Raw genomic sequence first — 14,794 nt, 5'->3', positions numbered from 1 at the left:
CGGAGCGAATCGGCGGCGATCGGAGATCGCACCTTGCTGGGATCATAATGCCGACGGCCGTCCCTTGTTCAACCCGGCCGCGGCAAATCGGCGCCGCCCGTAGCCGGCCGACGCCTCAGGGCGTGCCAAACAGGCTGGGCAGCTTGCCGGCGGGAAAGGCCCCGACCGCGGCGCGGCCGTCGCGCAGGTTGAGTGGCACCTCCACGGCCGGCTTGCCGTCGATGTTGGTGGGCTTGCCGAGCAGGGCCAGGCCGACGCCGAGCAGGTTGGCGATGTTGCCCGGCACCAGGTTGGAATGCTTCAGCGCGGCGCTGAGCTCGCCGACGCCCGACAGCGTCACGGTGAGCGCGCCCGTCGGCCGGCCCTCGGCGTCGAGGGCGAGGTCGCCGACCGCCTTGGCCGTCGACGGGCCGCGATCGATGCGCGCCAGCACCACGCGCAACGTGCCGCCCGCCTGCTGCCAATCGCGCAGCCGCTGGCGCAGCGACTTCGGCGAAAGATCGAGCAGCCGCGTCACCAGCCCCTGGAACTCGATTCGCACCGGCGCGGCATCGCCGCCCATGGCGGCGTCGAGGTCGGGGACGCTGCCGGCATCGACCAGGGTGACGAGGTCGTAATTGCCCGGCGCGGCGTCGGCGCCTTCGGCCAGGCGGGCATGGGCCTCGATGCGAGCCCGGCCGAGCAGCGGACGGCGCTGGTCGCCCTCGACGGCGGTGACGTCGGCGCCCTCGATCACCGCGGAGACGCGCTGCGGCCCGGCGAGGCCGAGCACCAGGCTCGCCTCGGCGCTCTTCCAGGTCGTCTCGACCGAGACCGGCCGGTCGCGCGGCGTGAACACCAGCGGCCCCTCGACCTCGGCGACCAGGCGCGAGGGCTGGTAGGCCTGGGCCACGGCGACGAGGCTCCTGGCGGTGAGGCTGAAGGAGCCGTCGTCCCGCGTCACGTCCACCCGCGGATCCTGGCAGCGGATCTCGAGCCGGAAGGGGAAGCCGCCGGTGCTCTGGCTGGCGCAGGTGATGACGCGGCCCTTCTCGGCTTCGCGCGCGATGAACTCGGCGAGGGCCCGGTCGGTCTGGCCGGCGGCGAACCACCAGAAGCCGGACCAGGCGATGGCGAGGACGAGCACCGCCAGCGTCGGCATGAAGATGCGCAGGTTGGAGCGGCGGCGGGGCATCGGAACGGTTTGGGTCGGCAAGGGGCGGGTCTCGTTGAGCTGTCGGATCATAGCTGCCGTGCCGCGGGGCGATGTCAACCGCTCCCGGCCGATCTTGACCGCGCGGCGCCAAAGGGCCTAAGCGGCCGTGCCCCTTGCCGGAGGATCCGATGTCGATGCGTTCCCTGATCGAAGCACGCCTGACCGCGGCGCTCCAGCCCGAACGCCTGCTCGTCTTCGACGAGTCGGCCGCCCATGCCGGCCATGCCGGGTATCGGCCGGGCGGGGAGAGCCATTTTCGCGTGCGCGTCGTCTCGGCGGCTTTCGGCGGACGCAGCCGGGTCGAGCGCCACCGGCTGGTGAACGAGGCGCTGCGCGAGGCGTTCGCCGCCGGCGTTCATGCCCTCGCCATCGAAGCGGCGGCGCCGGGCGAGCCGACGGCCTGGTGACGGTCAGTTCAGGCCGGGGTCGGGCTTGGCGACGCTGCCGGTGATGATGTCGGGCGCCAGGGCGAAGCTGGCGGTGCGCAGCGGCTTGATCGCGGTGCCGGTGAACTTCTCCGCCCGCAGGTCCTGGTAGGCGGCGACGCCGAAGCGCATCACCACCACCTTGGACGGCGCCGGGATGAGCGAGCCGACGCTCTTGAGGTCCGGACGCACCAGCCCGGCCTGCGCCTTGTTGCGGGCTGTCGCGACGGGCGCGGTGACGGAGACGAAGTTGAGCTTCTCGAAGCGGGTGGCGATCAGCGGCGGCCGTTCGCTGCGCGGCTTGGCGATCAGCCCGGCGCCGGCATCGGCGAAGCCGAGGGCGCGGCTCGGCGGCAGCGGCGTGTCGCGGCGCAGGAGGAGGTCGATGCTGCGCGAGGCGTCGGCCATGACCGGCGCGCCGGGGCGCAGCTCCGGCGAAGCGTCCTGCGTCTGATCGAGAGCGGCGAGCTGCACCGGCGGCGCGTCCGCGGCCCGGTCGAGACCCGGCCGGGCGGGCGGCAGCGGGATGCTGGCGGCCGCGACCACGGCGGTCGCCGGCTGGCCGTCCGGACCCGCCTGCCAGGCGAGCTGCGGCCCGGCGAGCTCGGCCGGACGGGGCTCGGGCAACGGAATCGGCACGGTGCGCTCGAGCTTCGCCACCACCACCGGCGCGGGCTCGGGCGCAGCGGGTGTCGGCGCGGGCGCTGGGACGCGGGTTGCGGCCGGCATCGGCGCCGGTGCGATGACCGTGCCGGTCTTGCCGGCCATGACCACCGCCTGCGGGCGCTGCGTGTCGCGCGCGGCGGTTTCCGTCGAACCGCCGCCGCCGAACAGGCGGGCGAAGAAGGAGGGCCCGCCGCCATCGTCCTCGTCGCCGCCGACGAAGCCGCCCACCGAGCCGCCGTTGCGCTGCAGTTCGGCATAGGCCGCCTGGTAGCCCGGCATGGGCCGGCCGTCGGCAGGAATATGGACGGTCTTGCCGTCGGGGAAGATGCTGGCGAGCTGGGCGCGGGTCATCTTCGGCCACATGCGCACGCTGCCGGCGTCCATGTGGATGAAGGGCGAGCCGGAGGTCGGATAGAAGCCGACGCCGCCGCGCTGCAGCTTGAGGCCGGCGGCGCGCAGGTCCGACAGGCGCACGCCGGGAATGTAGAAGTCCATCGCCTTGCCGAGCGTGTGCTGGCTGAACTTGGCGACGCCGCGCGAGCGCCGGCGCAGCATGGCGTTGGTCTCGGGGGCGCGGTAGCCGCAGACGACATGGATCGGCTGGGTGGCGCCGACGGCGCGGTAGGACATCCAGACGATGTCGAACAGGCGCGGATCCATGCGGGTCGGCTCCTCGCGGCGCCAGTCGCGCAGGAACCAGTTGAGCTTCTTCAGCGCGTCGGCGTCATAGACGCCGTTGCGCTTGTAGACGACGTCGAGGGTCTCGCCCGTGTGCATGTGCACCAGGCTGATCGAGCGGGTGTCGCCGTTGGCCACGGCATCTTCGGTCGGGCGGACGAGCACGCCCAGCGTCAGAATGGACGCCGCCAGGGTGAAGGCGATGCGAAGCGCTTTGCGCACGCCGCTTCGCGAAAGGGGGTAGAGGGGGCTCGGCACGGTCACGGCTCTCGGCGTGTCTGAGACGGCATTCGACGCATTGCTGCGCCCGAAAGGCCGTCATCGTTGACAGAGTCTTGCCGAGATAGGTTAAGGCACCGTTGACCGACCATCCGACCCCCAACTATCCCACGCCGTGCTTGCGATCGGCCGTCTCGGAAGCCAGGCGATACGCGGCGTTCCGGCAGCCTTTGTGCGTTTTCTGGCGCGCAAAGATGGCAAAAAGACGAACGGCTCCGCCTTATTTCACCTCATCAGCCCCAGAGCCGCGAGCACGCGCCTGTTGTAGCCGTAGATGTCGTCGAGCCGCTTCAGTTCGCCGTCATCATCCACGAAAGCGGTGAAGTAGGCAATATGCACCGGCAGCTGCCGCTTCAGGTCGATGCGCTGCTCGCGCCCGCCGACCATCTTCTTGACCCGCTGCTCGGTCCAGCCGTTCTCGGCCCCCATCACCACCTCGGCGAACTTGTAGGGCTGGTCGACGCGGACGCAGCCATGGCTGAAGGCGCGCTTGTCGCTGGCGAACAGGCTGCGCGAGGACGTGTCGTGCAGATAGACCGAAAAGCGGTTCGGGAACATGAACTTGATATGGCCGAGCGCGTTGCGCTCGCCCGGGGGCTGGCGCACGATCATCTGGTTGTTGCGGTAGGTGACGACGAAGCCCTGCCGGATGAGGTAGTTGGGATCGGTGGCGAGCTTGGGCAGGTATTCGTTCTTGATGATCGACTGCGGCACGTTCCAGGACGGGTTCATCACCACGAACTGCATGGTGTCGGAGAAGATCGGGGTCGGCGTATCAGGCTTGCCGACGACGACCTTGCTCTCGTTGACCACCGTGCCGTCCATGGTGACGCGCACCCGGTATTCCGGCACGTTGACCAGGACGTTCGAGGCGCCGAGGTCGCGCGGCAGCCAGCGCCAGCGCTCCATGTTGGCGATGATGTCGTTTTCCGGGCTGACCGCTGGGGCGCGGACCTGGCCGTTGAGGGCGGCGAGCGTCTGCGGGCTGAGGACGCCGGTCGCCTTGAGGCGGCGCTCACGCTGGAAGGCGCGCACCGCGTCGGCCAGCACCTCGTCATAGACGTCGCTGTCGACGTCGCCGTCGTTCATGGCCACGCCGAGCCGGTTGCGCAGCACGGCGACGCGGGCATCGACCATGCCGACCTTCAGCGTCGGGCCCGGGGGCACCCGGGGCGGCTGGGCCTGGGCCAGCGCCGCATCGGCGGCGCGCAGCTCCGCCAGCTTGCGCTTCAGCGCCAGGAATTGCGGCTGGGTCGGGTTGTAGCCGTCGAGCACCGTCGCGGGATCGGCGGCGATGGCGAGCGAGACCAGCACCTGCATCGGATCCGGCGCATGGTCGTCGGCGACGATGTCGCGGCCGACCAGCTTCGGGTCGACGCGTCCGCTCGCCGCGTCGCGGGCATAGGCGACCAGGGCGGCGGCGAGCCCGAGCTCGGCATCGGCCGCCGCCTCGGGCGTGGCGCCGCCCGTGCCGAGCGCGGCGAGGCCGGAGACGGCATAGGCCCTGGCGTCGAGGCCGTCCGCATCGGCCCGGCCGAGACGGTCGACCAGGGCGCGGCCGGCCTGCGTGAGCACGCCGCCGTCGATCCAGACGGGATGGTCGTCGCGCAGGGCGTAGAATCGGGCGATGCCGGCGCGCGCGGCGTCGGGCTTGGCGAGGGGCGCCGCCAGCCGGGCGGCGAGGGCGGCACGCACCGCATCCGCGGCGGGCGCGGCCGCCGCCGGGGCGGCGGGAGCAGGCGGCGTCGCCGGTGCGGCGCTTTCGGGCGGCGTCGCCGGCACGGCGCTCTCCGGCGGCGGCGCCAGGGGCGCGGACAGGAGCGGCGCGGGGGGCGCGGCCGCCGGCTCGTCGGGCTGGCCGGCCTTCGCCTCGGCGGCGGCGACGCGGGCGTCGATCCTGGCCTTGGCCGCCGCGATCTCGGCGGCGTCGAAGGGCGCCGCCCGGGCTGCATCCCGGGGCGCGTCTTTGGGCGGCTCGGCAGCCGGCTGGGGCTGCGCCGTCGCCGTCGCCGCGACGTCGCGGACGGGCGCGGCGGCGAGGGGGGCGGCCGGCGCGGGGCTTGCCGCCGCGGTGGCCGGCGGCGGCGCGGTCACGGGGGCGAAGGCCGCCGCGCTCTCGGCGGCGCTGAGGGGCGGCACGGCGAAAGCGGCGGCGGGCCGGCTCTCCTCGGCGGAGGCGGTGGCCAGCCCGAGCGCCAGGCCAAAGGCGACGGAACACAACAACAGGTCGCGGCAGCGCATATCGGTCCCCGGAAATCGACGTAGCGCTTTGACGCCGCGTCACATTTTCGTCAGCGGATTCAGTGCGGAAAGCTTATCGCACCTTCAACTCAAATTGTGGTGTGCGAACGATCACGCCGCGGCTTCGCCAGCGCTCGTGTCCTCCAGACCACAGCCCTGCGGCACGCTGGCCTCGAGGCCGAGCTCCTTAAGCTTGCGATAGAGCGTCGAGCGGCCGATGCCGAGCTTGCGGGCGACCTCCGTCATCTGGCCGCGATAGTGCCGGATGGCGAATTTCAGCGTCTCGGTCTCGATCGCCTCCATGCTGCGCACGTCGCCGCGCCCGTCGAGCAGAGGCAGCGTGTGGGGGTCGCGCACTGTCACCACCTCGCGCAGGGGCTGGCCGGTGATCATGGCCGGCCCGGCATGGACGGGCTTGGGCGGCAGCACCGGCGCGGCGGGGATGCGCACGTCGAAGCCCTCGACCAGGGCGGCGATCTGCGGGAACTCGGCGACGCCGAGCTCGTCGCCGTCGGCCAGGACCACGGCGCGGAACAGGGTGTTCTCCAGCTGGCGGACATTGCCCGGCCAGTCATAGGCGACGAGCAGCGCCAGGGCCTCGGCGGTGATCGAGCGGATCTTGCGGCCCTCCTCGGCGGCGAAGCGGGCCATGAAGTGGCGGGCGAGGTCGGGAACGTCCTCCCGGCGAGCCCGCAGCGGGGGCAGCATCACCGGGAAGACGTGCAGCCGATAATAGAGGTCCTCGCGGAACTTGCCCTCCTTCACCAGCTCGATCAGGTTCTTGTTGGTGGCGGAGATCAGGCGGAAATCGATCTTCACCGGCCGCTTGGCGCCGACCGGGTCGACCTCGCCCTCCTGCAGGGCGCGCAGCAGCTTGACCTGGATGTCGGGGGTGAGCTCGCCGACCTCGTCGAGGAAGAGCGTGCCGCCATTGGCCTCGGCGAACTTGCCGACATGGCGCTCGCTCGCGCCGGTGAACGCGCCCTTCTCGTGGCCGAACAGGATCGATTCGGCGAGATTAGCCGGCAAAGCGCCGCAATTCACCGCGATGAAGGCCTTGCCGCGGCGCTCGCTCGCGCCTTGGATCGCCCGCGCCACGACCTCCTTGCCGACGCCCGATTCGCCCTCGATCAGCACGGGGATGCCCGAGGCGGCGGCGCGCTCGCCGAGGCGGATCACCCGCTCCATCTCCGGGCTGCGGCTGACGAGGTCGCGGAAGCCGAGCGTGCCGGCGGCGCGGCGCGAGAGCAGGCGCACCTCGCCCTCCAGCGCCCGGCTCTTCATGGCGTTGCGGATCGAGACCTGCAGGCGCTCGGCGCCCACCGGCTTCACCACGAAATCGGCGGCGCCGGCGCGCATGGCCGAGATCACCGCGTCGATCGAGCCGTGGGCGGTCTGGACGATGACCGGCGTCTCCAGGCCCTTGTCGCGCATGCGCTCCAGCACGCCCATGCCGTCGAGGTCGGGCATGACGAGATCGAGAATCATCACGTCGAAGTCATGCGATTCGAGCGCGCGGAGCGCGGCCTCGCCGCCCTCGACCAGGCTGACCTCGTAGCCGAAGCGGCGCAGCGTGGCTTCGAGCAGGCGGCGCTGGACTGGATCGTCGTCGGCGATCAGGATCGTCGCGGTCATATGCATGCCTCGTCACGAGCCCGGAGGCCCTGTGCTGTCCCGTTTCGAGGCATGCTCGGCCAGAAGGGTGAACAGTCGCTTAACGACGTTTTCCGCGGGCCGGCGCGTGCGCGGATTCGCCAAATCGCTATGCCGCGGCCCGCGCCTGCCTGTATGAAGGCGCATGCCAGCCATTCCCGTCACCGTCCTCACCGGCTTCCTCGGCGCCGGCAAGACCAGCTTCCTCAACCGCCTGCTGGCCGACCCGGCCCTGGCGGACACCGCCGTCGTCATCAACGAGTTCGGCGCCGTCGGGCTCGACCATCTCCTCGTCGAGACGGCGGGCGAGGGGGTGGCGCTGCTCGCGGCGGGGTGCCTGTGCTGCACCATCCGCGGCGAGCTGATCGACACGCTGGAAGACCTCGGCGCCCGGCGCGACGCCGGCACGCTGCCGCCGTTCCGCCGCGTGGTGATCGAGACGTCAGGCCTCGCCGACCCCGCGCCGATCCTGCAGACGCTCGCCGTCCATCCCGGGCTCGCCGCCCGCTACGCCCTCGACGGGGTGGTGACGCTGGTCGACGCGGTCAACGGCGAGGCGACGCTCGACGGCCATGCCGAGAGCGTCCGGCAGGCCGCCGTCGCCGACCGGCTGGTGCTGACCAAGGCCGACCTCGCCGAAGCAGGGACAGTCGACCGGCTGCGCCGGCGGCTCGCCCGGCTCAATCCGGCGGCACCGGTCCTGGACGTGCGCGAGGCGGCGGCCGGCGACGTGCTCGGCCTCGGCGCCGACCTCGCGCGCTGGCTGGGCGGAGACGGGCATCGTCACGATCACGCCCATGACCACCATGCCCATGACGAAGGGCGTCATGACGCGCATCACCACGGACACGACGTCGACCGCCACGACGACCGCATCCGCAGCTTTTCCCTGGCCAGCGCCGCCGCGGTGCCGCCGGGCCGGCTGGAGACCTTCCTCGGGCTCCTCGCCGCCCGGCACGGGCCGGATCTCCTGCGCTTCAAGGCCCTGGTCAAGCTCGCCGACGATCCGGAGCGCCCGGTGGTGCTGCACGCCGTCCAGCACGTGCTGCATCCGCCGCTCCGCCTCGAGCGCTGGCCCGGCGAGGAGCGCACCAGCCGCCTGGTGTTCATCGTGCGCGACATCCCGCCCGCCGACATCGAGGCGCTGTTCGCGGCGCTCCTTGGCGAGCCGCGTCTCGACGCGCCGGATTTCGCGGCGCTGGCCGACAATCCGCTGGCGCTCCGCTAGCGGCGCCCGCTCAGGGCGCGCCGACGAGCTCCTCGTGCGGCACCGGGCTCGCCTCCATGTCGCGCCGCCAGGGGGCACGGCCGGCGAGGACGCCGGATTCGTGCACGATCTCGGAGACATATTCCTCCTGCCGGTAGGCCATGACGTGCACGCCGGCGACGCCCTTGATCTCGCGCACCTGCTGGATGATGTCGATGCACAGCCGCTTGCCCTCGGCCTTCTGGTCCTGCGCCCCTTCCAGGCGCTTGACCACGGCATCCGGGATGTGCACCCCCGGCACGTTGGCGCGCATCCATTTCGCCGTCCGGGCGGAGGCGAGCGGGCCGACTCCGACCAGGATGAAGCATGTCTCGTGCAGCCCCATGTCGCGGACCCGCGCCATGAAGCGCTCGAGGACCGGCACGTCGAAGCAATATTGCGTCTGGATGAACTGCGCCCCGGCGGCGATCTTCTTGGCGAGGTTGACCGGCCGGAACTCGTGCGGCGGCACGAAGGGATTGGCCGCCGCGCCCAGGAACATCGGCGGCGGCGTGGTGATCTTGCGGCCCGACAGGAAGCGCTTCTCGTCGCGCATGGTGCGGATGGTCTGCAGCAGCGCCGTCGAATCGAGGTCGAAGACCGGCTTGGCCTCCGGATGGTCGCCGCACTGCACGCCGTCGCCCGACAGGCACAGCACGTTGCACACGCCGAGCGCGGCGGCGCCGAGCACATTGCCCTGGATGGCGATGCGGTTGTAGTCGCGGCAGGAGATCTGGAACACAGGGGAATAGCCGACGCGGGTCAGCAGGGCGCAGATCGCCACCGAGGACATGTGGCAATGCGCGCCCGACCCGTCGGTGGCGTTGATCGCGTCGACCCAGCCCTCGAACGGCCTGACGCGGTCGTAGACATCCTCGGGATCGGCGCTGTCCGGCGGGTTGAGCTCGGCCGTCACCGCGAATTCGCCGCGGCGCAGCACCCGCTCCAGGCGCCCGCGCGAGGTGTGGCCGGGGAGCTCCGGCAGGGGGGCGGCGGGATGGGGCCCGAAATCGGCGGGGTGGGGCAGGCGGATCTCGGTCATGCCGGCACCTTCGCCGGTGCCGCGGCCGCGGACTTCTCGCGGGCCACGGCGAGCCAGGAGGAGCGGCCCTTGAGGCGATGGTCGACGGCGGGCTGCGGCGTGCCGATGGCGGCGCCGCCCGCCATGGCGCGCGAGCCCTCGTAGGCCTTGACCCAGACGCAAGGCATCTCGGCATAGACCTCGCAATTGCCGTTGCTGCGCACGCCGCCGCAGGGGCCGTTGCGCAGGCCCTTGGGGCAGTTCATCGGGCAGGACATGCCGGTGGAGGAGAGGGCGCACTGGCCGCACATCTTGCAGTCGAACAGCGTGCCCTTGACCAGCTTCTCTACGCTGGCGACCGGCTTCTCCAGCCGCTCCCAGCCGATGCGGGCGAACAGGGGGGCGAGGCCGACCAGCGCGCGCTCCACCAGGGCATAGAGCGTCTCCATGCCGCGGGCATGGCGGATGGCCCAGAAGCGCAGGGCGAAGCGCTTGCCGTCCCGTGGCGGGCGGGCCGAGGGCTCGAAGGCGGCGGGCGTGCGCATGGGCTCCTCCGGTCGGGCGGGACCGCGGCTGGGGCAGGGCCCTCCGCTCCCAGCGATCGAAAGGAGCGTCCGGGCGTCAGCCCCCCTCGCGTCCGCCATTCTTGGCAAGGGCGACGAGGCGGTCCTTGTCGTAATCCGCCTCGATCTTCGCCGCCGCCGCCGAAACCGCGGCTTCCAAGTCGGACGAGCAGGCCTCGGGCGCCCCGCGCCGCCATTCGGCGAGGTAGTCGTCGGTCCCGGCCGCGCCCGAGCGCATCGCCGCCATGTCGATCGCCTCGGTGAAGCGCAGCGGCAATTCGCGCTTGGCCGCGGTGCGGCCCTCCTTGGCGGTGACCTGCGCGGGGATGTCGCGCCAATAGGTGATGACGATGCTGGCCACGGGACGAGTCCTTTCAGAACGGGGTGCGGCTGCGGACAGCCGCCGCCAGGGTACCCTCGTCGAGATAGTCGAGCTCGCCTCCGACCGGCACGCCGTGCGCCAGCTTCGTCACCTTGACGCCGGTGGCGGCCAGGAGGTCGGTGACGTAATGCGCCGTGGTCTGGCCGTCGACCGTGGCGTTGAGCGCCAGCACCACCTCGGCGATGCCGCCCTCGGCGACGCGGGCGACCAGGCGCTCCAGGTTGAGGTCGTCGGGGCCGACGCCGTCGAGCGGCGAGAGCGTGCCGCCGAGCACGTGATAGCGGGCATTGGCGACATTGGCCCGCTCCAGCGCCCAGAGATCGGCGACGTCCTCGACCACGATCAGGAGCGAGGTCTCGCGGCGCGGATCGCGGCAGAGCGTGCAGGGGTCGGAGGTGTCGACATTGCCGCAGGTGCCGCAGACCGTGACGCGCTCGCAGGCGATGCGGATGGCCTCGGCCAGCGGGCTCATCAGCTGCTCGCGCTTCTTGATCAGCGTCAGCGCCGCGCGGCGGGCCGAGCGCGGGCCGAGGCCGGGCAGGCGGGCGAGGAGCTGGATCAGGCGCTCGATCTCGGGGCCGGCGACGGAGGAGGGCATGCGGGCCGCCGCTCAGAACGGCAGCTTCATCCCCGGCGGGAGCGGCAGCCCGGCGGTGAGGGCGCCCATCTTCTCCTGCATCAGCCGCTCGCCCCTGGCCTTGGCGTCGTTGTGGGCGGCGAGGATCAGGTCCTCGAGGATCTCCTTCTCCTCGGGCTTCAGCAGCGAGGGGTCGATGGTCAGGCCCTTCATCTCGCCCTTGGCGGTGAGCCTGACCGTGACCATGCCGCCGCCGGAGACGCCCTCGACCTCGGCGCGCTCGAGCTCCTCCTGCAGAGCCTGCATCTTGGACTGCATGGCCTGCACCTGTCGCATCATTCCCAGCATGTCGGCCATGGCCGCCTCCTCGATGCCCCTTCGTGCCGAACGCGATCCCGGGCCGCGCGTGCCCTGCCGGCGCGACGTGCTGCCGGGGCGCGGCGGCGGATCAGATGTCGTCCGAGCTATAGTCGTCCGCGTCGTCGAAGTCATTCCCGTCGTCGCCGACCTCGTCCGGCGCCCGGGCGACCACCGGCGCCGGGAGCGGCGCATTGTCGCGCACGTCGACGATCTGCGCGCCGGGGAAGCGTTCCAGCACCGCGCGGACCAGCGGATCGGCGCGCACGCCGGTGAGCACCTCGGCCTGACGGGCCTCGGCCTGCTCGCGCAGGGTCGGCGCGCCCCTCTCGCCGGAGATCACCACCAGCCAGCGCCGCTCGGTCCAGTCCGAGAGCTTCCTGGAAAGGTCGTTGACCAGCGTCGCCGGCGCGCCGGCCTCCAGCGCGATGTCGATGCGTCCGTCCTCGAAGGCGACGAGGCGCACGAAGCGCTCCAGCGCCAGCTTCAGCGGCAGGTCGCGCTTCTCGGTGGCGAGCGCCACCAGCTCGGCGAAGCCGGCGAGCGCGCGGGCGGGGCGGGTGGCCGGAGCGGCTTCGGTCAGCACCGGGCGCGGGGCGGCATTGGTCGCGGCCAGCACGGCTCGCGGCGAGCCGCCGCCGGCAGGGGGCGGCGGAGCGGCACCGCCGCCCGTCGTCCGCGCCGGGCCGCCGCCCTCGGCGAGCTGGCGGATCAGGTCGTCCGGCGTCGGCAGGTCGGCCGCATAGCACAGGCGCACCAGCACCATGTCGGCGGCGGCGAGCGGCTTGGACGCGGTCTGCACCTCGCCGATGCCCTTGAGCAGCATCTGCCACAGCCGCGTCAGCACCTTCATCGACAGGCTGTCGACCAGGGCGGCCGCGCGGCGGCGCTCGGTCTCGGTCACCGCCGGGTCCTTGCCGGCCTCGGGCGTCACCTTCAGGCGCGTGACGAAATGGGCGAACTCGGCGAGCTCGGAGAGCACCACCGCCGGATCGGCGCCCTGGTCGTACTGGGCGCGCAGCTCGCCGAGGGCGGCTGCGGCATCGCCCCGCATCACCGCCTCGAACAGGTCGATGATCCGGGCGCGGTCGGCCAGGCCCAGCATGGCGCGCACGCCTTCGGCCTCGACCCTGCCGCCGGCATGGGCGATGGCCTGGTCGAGCAGCGACAGCGAATCGCGCACCGAGCCCTCGGCGGCGCGGGCGATCATGGCGAGCGCCTCCGGCTCGACCTCGACCTCTTCCCTGGCGCAGATCGAGGCGAGATGACCGGTCAGCACGCCGGCGTCGACGCGCCGCAGGTCGAAGCGCTGGCAGCGCGACAGGATGGTGATCGGGACCTTGCGGATCTCCGTGGTCGCGAAGATGAACTTCACGTGCGGCGGCGGCTCCTCCAGCGTCTTGAGGAGGGCATTGAACGCCTGGTTCGTCACCATGTGGACCTCGTCCATGATGAGAACCTTGAAGCGCGCCGAGACCGGGGCGTAGCGGACCGAATCGGTGATGTCGCGGATATCGCCGACGCCGTTGTGCGAGGCGGCGTCGAGCTCGAGCACGTCGATGTGCCGGCTTTCGATGATGGCCTGGCAGTGGCGGCCGAGGCGGGGCATGACGATGGTCGGCTTGCCGCCGCCCTCGTCCGGCTCATAGTTGAGGCCGCGCGCCAGGATGCGCGCCGTGGTGGTCTTGCCGACGCCGCGAACGCCGGTCAGCATATAGGCTTGGTGGATGCGGCCGGTCTCGAAGGCGTTCGAGAGCGTGCGCACCATGGCCTCCTGGCCGATCAGGTCGTCGAAGGTCTGCGGCCGGTATTTTCGGGCGAGGACGCGATAGGGCTCGGCGGCCCCCGTCGACGCCCGCGTCGCGTCATCCATGCGGCGGGACCCCTGGGCTTCGGCGGCTTCGGCGCCAAGCGGCGAGAATGGAAGTAGGAGGCTGGACGAAGACCCGCAGCGGTCTCGTTGGGGCTGCTTCCTTCCGGACCTGACCCGGTTGGCGAGTGTTGCGTCCACCGCCAACCTCCCGGCGCCTATATGGCGCAGGACCGCGGCGATGACAAGACGGTGCAAGCACGGCCCTTTCCGTGACGGATGCGCAAAAACCCCTTGGACTTTGCAACGCGAGCGACTATCTAAGGGGCAGAAATCGTTCGGGCTGGCGCCGAATCCGGCGAGCCGGCTCTGAGACGCGGGGCAACGCGTCGCAGGTCGAACAACGAGCGGAGCGCTCGTTCGCCCAGACGAGAGAGACGTCCATTCCGGTCCGCAAGAGCCAAGGTGGCGATCTGCCGGCATGGTGCGGTGCGCATGGCGCAGGCGAAAGCATGCTTTTCGTCGACGCGGGCGGCACGTGCCGCCGCGACGGACCGGCGGTTTTGCCGGCACGGACGCCAGCGCACGATTGAGCGGAGAACGAGTTTTCCATGAGGCAAGGACAACAAAAGCGCATGCGCGGCCGCAATCGCAACGGCGGTGGCGGCAAGGGACCCAACCCCCTCAGCCGATCCTACGAATCGAACGGGCCGGACGTGAAGGTGCGGGGCACCGCGGCGCATATCGCCGAGAAATACGTGCAGCTTGCGCGCGACGCGCAGTCTTCCGGCGATCCGATCCTCGCCGAAGCCTATCTGCAGCACGCCGAGCATTATTTCCGCATCATCGCCGCGGCGCAGCCGCAGTTCAACGGCCAGCAGGCCTACGGCTACAATCCCGACGAGGACGACGACGGCGAGGACGGCGATTTCGAGGGGCCGATCCCGTCGATGCCGCAGGCCAGCCCGATGCCGAGCCAGCAGGGCGGCGACGAGCAGCCCCGCTTCCATCAGCGCGACCGCAATTTCGGCGAGCGGCCGCCCTACAACGATCGGCAGGGCCAGGGCGGCGAGGGCGAGCGGTTCCGCAACGAACGCTTCCAGAGCGAGCGCGGGCCGCGGCCCGAGCGGTTCCAGCCGCAGGACCGGCCGCAAGATCGACCGCAGGAGCGGCCACAGGAGCGCTCCTATGACGGCGCGCCGAACGGCTTCCGTGGCGAGGCCGTCGAAGGCGAGCGGGCGCCGTTCCAGCCGCGCAACCGGCGCGAGCGCTTCCGCGACCGGCAGACGCAGGAGCGTTACGGCGAGCGCGGCAACGGCGAGCGCCAGCCCTACCAGGAGCGCGGCTTCCAGCCCCAGCCGGTGGTGCCGATCGACCAGCCGCAGCCCGACGTGAGCGACGAGGGCGCGCTGTCGGCGCTGCCGTCCTTCATCACCGGAGCGCCCGCGGTCAGCGCGCCGCCGCCCGTCCCGGCTCCGGCAGCCCCGGTTCCGCCAGCTCCGGCTCCGGCCGTTCCAGTTCCGGCCGCACCGGTCTCGGCGGCACCGCCGCCGGCGGCGGCTCCCGCCGAGCCGGCGGCCGCACCGGCCGAAGGCGAGGGCGAGGCCCGCCCGCTGCGCGCCCGCCGGCGCCGCGCCACCCCCAAGAAGGCGGAAGCCGCGGCCGAGGCCGGCGAGGCTCCGGCCGGGGAGTAACCCAGGC

13 protein-coding genes and 1 other RNA gene are annotated in these 14,794 nt (G+C 71.9%); 3 read left to right on the top strand and 11 right to left on the bottom strand.

Annotated elements, in window-relative coordinates:
• Window positions 1-115: 115 nt before the first annotated feature.
• The gene (locus tag QO011_RS04710; protein WP_307268332.1) at window positions 116-1,195 is read right to left on the bottom strand and encodes a DUF2125 domain-containing protein; all 1,080 of its coding nucleotides are present in this window, start codon (window positions 1,193-1,195) and stop codon (window positions 116-118) included.
• Window positions 1,196-1,323: 128 nt separating this feature from the next.
• Here QO011_RS04710 and QO011_RS04705 point away from each other — a divergent pair, with 128 nt between their 5' ends.
• Window positions 1,324-1,602: a BolA family protein gene (locus tag QO011_RS04705; RefSeq protein WP_307268329.1), complete on the top strand. Its 279-nt coding sequence runs from the start codon at window positions 1,324-1,326 to the stop codon at window positions 1,600-1,602.
• A 3-nt stretch (window positions 1,603-1,605) separates the two neighbouring features.
• Here the strand turns inward: QO011_RS04705 and QO011_RS04700 are convergent, their stop codons facing one another.
• The 3 genes from QO011_RS04700 to QO011_RS04690 all read right to left on the bottom strand — a co-directional run bounded on the left by QO011_RS04700 (window position 1,606) and on the right by QO011_RS04690 (window position 7,119).
• The gene (locus tag QO011_RS04700) at window positions 1,606-3,186 is read right to left on the bottom strand and encodes a peptidoglycan L,D-endopeptidase MepK (protein WP_307268326.1); all 1,581 of its coding nucleotides are present in this window, start codon (window positions 3,184-3,186) and stop codon (window positions 1,606-1,608) included.
• Window positions 3,187-3,468: 282 nt separating this feature from the next.
• Window positions 3,469-5,484: a L,D-transpeptidase family protein gene (locus tag QO011_RS04695; protein ID WP_307268323.1), complete on the bottom strand. Its 2,016-nt coding sequence runs from the start codon at window positions 5,482-5,484 to the stop codon at window positions 3,469-3,471.
• 111 nt (window positions 5,485-5,595) lie between these two features.
• Window positions 5,596-7,119 (bottom strand): sigma-54-dependent transcriptional regulator, encoded by a 1,524-nt coding sequence (locus QO011_RS04690; protein WP_307268321.1) that lies wholly within the window; start codon window positions 7,117-7,119, stop codon window positions 5,596-5,598.
• A 163-nt stretch (window positions 7,120-7,282) separates the two neighbouring features.
• Here QO011_RS04690 and QO011_RS04685 point away from each other — a divergent pair, with 163 nt between their 5' ends.
• Window positions 7,283-8,365, top strand: a complete 1,083-nt coding sequence (locus QO011_RS04685) for a CobW family GTP-binding protein (RefSeq protein ID WP_307268317.1) — start codon at window positions 7,283-7,285, stop codon at window positions 8,363-8,365.
• Between the two features lie 10 nt (window positions 8,366-8,375).
• On the opposite strand, the gene QO011_RS04680 is transcribed toward QO011_RS04685, so the two are convergent.
• The 7 genes from QO011_RS04680 to ffs form a co-directional block, all read right to left on the bottom strand.
• Window positions 8,376-9,425 carry a methylenetetrahydrofolate reductase gene (locus tag QO011_RS04680; protein WP_307268313.1) on the bottom strand — a complete coding sequence of 350 codons (1,050 nt, stop codon included), beginning with the start codon at window positions 9,423-9,425 and terminating at the stop codon, window positions 8,376-8,378.
• Window positions 9,422-9,949 (bottom strand): methylenetetrahydrofolate reductase C-terminal domain-containing protein, encoded by a 528-nt coding sequence (locus QO011_RS04675; RefSeq protein ID WP_307268311.1) that lies wholly within the window; start codon window positions 9,947-9,949, stop codon window positions 9,422-9,424. The genes QO011_RS04680 and QO011_RS04675 overlap by 4 nt, the downstream gene beginning before the upstream one ends.
• A gap of 76 nt (window positions 9,950-10,025) precedes the next feature.
• Window positions 10,026-10,328: a virulence factor gene (locus QO011_RS04670; RefSeq protein WP_307268308.1), complete on the bottom strand. Its 303-nt coding sequence runs from the start codon at window positions 10,326-10,328 to the stop codon at window positions 10,026-10,028.
• 13 nt (window positions 10,329-10,341) lie between these two features.
• The gene (recR, locus tag QO011_RS04665) at window positions 10,342-10,947 is read right to left on the bottom strand and encodes a recombination mediator RecR (RefSeq protein ID WP_307268305.1); all 606 of its coding nucleotides are present in this window, start codon (window positions 10,945-10,947) and stop codon (window positions 10,342-10,344) included.
• Window positions 10,948-10,959: 12 nt separating this feature from the next.
• Window positions 10,960-11,283 (bottom strand): YbaB/EbfC family nucleoid-associated protein, encoded by a 324-nt coding sequence (locus tag QO011_RS04660; protein WP_307268301.1) that lies wholly within the window; start codon window positions 11,281-11,283, stop codon window positions 10,960-10,962.
• Window positions 11,284-11,374: 91 nt separating this feature from the next.
• On the bottom strand, window positions 11,375-13,156 hold the full coding sequence (locus QO011_RS04655) for a DNA polymerase III subunit gamma/tau (protein ID WP_307268299.1): 1,782 nt from the start codon (window positions 13,154-13,156) through the stop codon (window positions 11,375-11,377).
• Between the two features lie 52 nt (window positions 13,157-13,208).
• Window positions 13,209-13,306, bottom strand: an RNA gene (gene ffs / locus QO011_RS04650) — signal recognition particle sRNA small type.
• A gap of 422 nt (window positions 13,307-13,728) precedes the next feature.
• Here ffs and QO011_RS04645 point away from each other — a divergent pair.
• Window positions 13,729-14,787: a DUF4167 domain-containing protein gene (locus tag QO011_RS04645; protein ID WP_307268296.1), complete on the top strand. Its 1,059-nt coding sequence runs from the start codon at window positions 13,729-13,731 to the stop codon at window positions 14,785-14,787.
• Window positions 14,788-14,794 lie beyond the last annotated feature (7 nt).

It is taken from the genome of Labrys wisconsinensis (assembly GCF_030814995.1).
Lineage (GTDB): Bacteria > Pseudomonadota > Alphaproteobacteria > Rhizobiales > Labraceae > Labrys > Labrys wisconsinensis.
Note: the sequence above shows the minus strand (reverse complement) of the source record. Positions and strands in the feature narration are given on the sequence as shown.